Origin of the sequence: Planktothrix paucivesiculata PCC 9631, from assembly GCF_900009265.2 — a bacterium.
GTDB classification, from domain to species: Bacteria; Cyanobacteriota; Cyanobacteriia; order Cyanobacteriales; family Microcoleaceae; genus Planktothrix; species Planktothrix paucivesiculata.
Genome location: NZ_LR735138.1, coordinates 1 through 235, shown reverse-complemented (window position 1 = coordinate 235; position 235 = coordinate 1). Strand labels below are relative to the sequence as shown.

1 pseudogene is annotated in these 235 nt (G+C 36.2%); it reads left to right on the top strand.

What is annotated here, in order from left to right:
• Positions 1–73: 73 nt before the first annotated feature.
• Positions 74–235, top strand: a pseudogene (locus tag PL9631_RS25835) (IS701 family transposase); the annotation flags it as partial.

Genomic DNA, 235 nt, shown 5'->3' with positions numbered 1-235 from the left:
CCCTCTTTTGTCAGTCTCCGAGTATAATGAATAGAAGAATCAAAAGATCAAACTCTACAAAGTAGGTGTGGCAATGGATGTAGAAATACAAATCCTGAAGCATTTGGCAAGAGAGGCTCAGCCAACAGTTGCCATCATAGATGAATATTGTGCCGAGTATAAAGACTTATTTCAAGAAGTCAGAAACTATGAATGCTTCAAATATTTACACTTAGGAATAATTTCACCGATCAAA